Annotated in this window: 4 protein-coding genes; 1 reads left to right on the top strand and 3 read right to left on the bottom strand. The window is 71.7% G+C overall.

All coding sequences use genetic code 11. From position 1 onward, the window contains the following. Nucleotides 1-83 precede the first annotated feature (83 nt). Genes ACEXKH_RS09555 through ACEXKH_RS09545 form a run of 3 tightly spaced genes read right to left on the bottom strand, consistent with a single transcriptional unit; the run spans nucleotide 84 to nucleotide 2,394 of the window. A complete protein-coding gene (locus ACEXKH_RS09555) occupies nucleotides 84-893 on the bottom strand; it encodes a lantibiotic ABC transporter permease (RefSeq protein ID WP_373573932.1) in 810 nt (269 codons plus the stop codon). A gap of 5 nt (nucleotides 894-898) precedes the next feature. Further along, nucleotides 899-1,669 (bottom strand): hypothetical protein, encoded by a 771-nt coding sequence (locus tag ACEXKH_RS09550; RefSeq protein WP_373573931.1) that lies wholly within the window; start codon nucleotides 1,667-1,669, stop codon nucleotides 899-901. After that, nucleotides 1,666-2,394 carry a lantibiotic protection ABC transporter ATP-binding protein gene (locus ACEXKH_RS09545; RefSeq protein WP_373573930.1) on the bottom strand — a complete coding sequence of 243 codons (729 nt, stop codon included), beginning with the start codon at nucleotides 2,392-2,394 and terminating at the stop codon, nucleotides 1,666-1,668. The genes ACEXKH_RS09550 and ACEXKH_RS09545 overlap by 4 nt, the downstream gene beginning before the upstream one ends. Before the next feature lie 195 nt (nucleotides 2,395-2,589). Between ACEXKH_RS09545 and ACEXKH_RS09540 the strand changes: the two genes are divergently transcribed. Beyond that, nucleotides 2,590-2,691, top strand: a complete 102-nt coding sequence (locus tag ACEXKH_RS09540; protein ID WP_218565035.1) for a TetR/AcrR family transcriptional regulator — start codon at nucleotides 2,590-2,592, stop codon at nucleotides 2,689-2,691. Nucleotides 2,692-2,717 lie beyond the last annotated feature (26 nt).

Raw genomic sequence — 2,717 nt, 5'->3', positions numbered from 1 at the left:
CCCCCCAGCCGGCGTCGAGCAGGGCATTCCCGCCCAGAACGAGCGCTGCGGAGAGGAGGACAAGCGCGACGGCGAACGGCTTCCTACGCATCTGCCCTCCCGTCCTCGAAGCGGCAGAACCAGGCGAGAAGGACGGCGGCGGCTGCCAGGGTGAGCACGAGGCCAGCGAGCGCAGTCGTGAGGAGAGGGCCCGCCGCGCGTGCGGCGTCGATGAAGGCCTCCACCCCGAGCGACCCCAGGCGCGCGGGCCAGGCGAGCGGCACCCAGTTCAGGGGCGTCGCCAGGGCACCGGTGAGCTCGCCGGTCATGAGGCCGTGCGCAAGTCCGCCCACTGAGAAGAACGCGAGGAGCATCCCCGCCGCGCCGGCGCCGATGGCGGCGTTGCGGCCGAGGCGCAGGGCCACGCCGAGCCCCAGCGCGTAGAGGGGCAGGCTGCCCAGCACGATGCCCGCCCAGGCGGCCGCAAGCGGAGCGGGCCCGAGCGGCAGGCGCCCGGCGACGGCGAGCACGGCCCCGAACACGCCGAGCGCCACGGCCAGCGCGCCCGCGCCGAGCGCCGCAAGGGCGAGCAGCTTCGCCGCGACGGCGCGCCCGCGCGAGGGGACCGCCGTGAGGTTGGCGAGGCGCCCGGCAGCGCGCTCCTCGTCCACGGCGAGTCCGCAGACGATGGCGGACATGAGCGGCATGAGGGCGCCGAGGAACTGGGCGTAGGCGTCCGCGCCCAGCGCCGGGTCCCATCGGGTAACGGAGAAGTACTCGCCGCAGGCAAGACCGGCTGCCAGGCCGCAGACGAGGTGCACCGCCGTGAGCGGGGAGCGCGCCAGGCGCAGGGCCTCGGAGAGCAGGGCCCGCGGGAGAGTCATGCGCGGCGTCGGGTCGGAGAGTCGTGTCATGGCCATCATCTCTCCTCGGAGCGCGCGAACCAGGCCGCGCCCGCCGCCGTGAGCGCGGCGAACGCGAGCGCGCAGACCGCAAGGCCCGCCAGTGTGAGCATGCCGTCCGCCGTGAGCGCCCCGCCGAGCGCCATGTCCGCCGCGAGTGGCTCGCCGCTCGGCAGCACGGGGATGAAGCTCGTGGGGATGACCATGCTCGCCGACGGCGGAAAGAGCTGCGGCAGCGGCACCAGCGACCAGGCGAACCCACCCACGAGCTGCGCGGCGAGCGGGCAGAAGATGCCCGCGAGCATGCCGAGCCGCGCCGTGAGGAAGAGCCCTGCGGGGATCATCCACGCCGCGGTCACCGTGTTGGCGAGCGCGCAGAGGAGCATCGTGAGGGTGCCCGCGGCCGTGAGGCCCTGCGAGGAGAACGCCGATCCCGCGAGGTAGATGCCGAAGACCACGAGGTTCGAGAGCGTGCAAAGCGCGAGGCACCAGAGCGCCTTGGCCCACCAGGCGCGCCCGAGCGGGAAGCCCAGGCCCAGAAGCCCCCGCATCCGCGTGCGCGCGTCCGCCCGCGCGACGCACGCCACCACGAGCGAGAGAGCCACGGGCAGGAAGAGCGCGTACCAGTAGTTCCACGCGCTGAAGATCTGCACGCCCCGGTAGGGCATCGCGCCGAGCAGCGGCATCGGCAGCGCCATGAGCACGGCCAGGCGAACCGGTGCCGCGTGGCGCGACTTCAGGGCCTCGGCGCGCAGGCATGCGAGCAGGCCGCCTTTCTCGCCCGTCATGCCGCCACCTCCCCGCTCGCTCGTCGCCCCTCCCGGCAGACGCTCATGAAGAGTTCCTCGAGGTCCTGCCCGGGCCGAAGCGCATCCTCGTAGGCGAGGCGCCCCCCGCAGATGATGCCGATGGTGTCCGCCATCTGCTGCACCTCGGAGAGGATGTGGCTCGAGACGATCACCGTCGTGCCCGCCGCCGCGAAGCCGCGGATCTGGTCGCGCAGCTCCTCGATGCCGATGGGGTCGAGGCCGTTGGTGGGCTCGTCGAGCACGAGCAGGCGTGGCCGGGCGATCAGCGCCAGCGCGAGCCCCAGGCGCTGCCGCATGCCCATCGAGAAGCGCCCGGCGCGCTTCTTCCCGGTGTCCGCGAGGTCCACGGCGGCGAGCACCTCATCTACGCGGCTCTCGGGAAGGCCCAGCAGCGTGGTGCGCACGCGCAGGTTCTCGCGCGCGGTGAGGTTGGGGTAGAGCGGCGCCTCCTCGATGAGGCTGCCGATTGCGTAGAGGTCCTCGCGGCGCCAGGCGTGCCCGGCAAAGAGGATCTCCCCGGCCGTCGGCCGCAGCATCCCGCAGATCATCTTGAGCGTTGTCGACTTGCCGGCGCCGTTGGGGCCGAGCAGCCCGTACACCTCGCCCTCGCGGATATGAAGGCTCACGTCGGCCACGGCGTCCTGCGCCTGGTCGCCGCGGCCGAAGCGCTTGGTGAGCCCGCGCGTCTCGAGCATGTAACCCATGGGTTCGTCCTTTCTCTTCCGGGCGCGCGGGCCGAGTCGCCGTGCCCGCGCGCCTTACCTTTCGGGTTCAACATCCATGGTGGGGCGCGTTTCTAACGAAGCCGTAACGGCCGTTGGGCTCTTTTGGCGCCAGCCCTTCTCGACCCGTACGCCACTCATGGTATGTTTATCGCGATAACAAGGACGGAGGTGCCCGTGGCACGCAATAAGTACCCGGAGGAGACGGTCGAGAAGATTCTCGACGTTGCCGAGCGGCTCCTCGTGGAGCGCGGCTACGAGCACACCACGATGATCTGAAGAGCAATACGCTAAATCGAAAAAGG

Origin of the sequence: Collinsella aerofaciens ATCC 25986 (assembly GCF_964259375.1) — a bacterium.
GTDB lineage: Bacteria > Actinomycetota > Coriobacteriia > Coriobacteriales > Coriobacteriaceae > Collinsella > Collinsella aerofaciens_BO.
This window is presented reverse-complemented; position numbering and strand designations above follow the sequence as displayed.

Bases quoted from the DNA above. Each gene is read 5' to 3' on its own strand.
- ACEXKH_RS09555 (WP_373573932.1), bottom strand. From the start codon at position 893: ATGACACGACTCTCCGACCCGACGCCGCGCATGACTCTCCCGCGGGCC.
- ACEXKH_RS09550 (WP_373573931.1), bottom strand. From the start codon at position 1,669: ATGACGGGCGAGAAAGGCGGCCTGCTCGCATGCCTGCGCGCCGAGGCC.
- ACEXKH_RS09545 (WP_373573930.1), bottom strand. From the start codon at position 2,394: ATGGGTTACATGCTCGAGACGCGCGGGCTCACCAAGCGCTTCGGCCGC.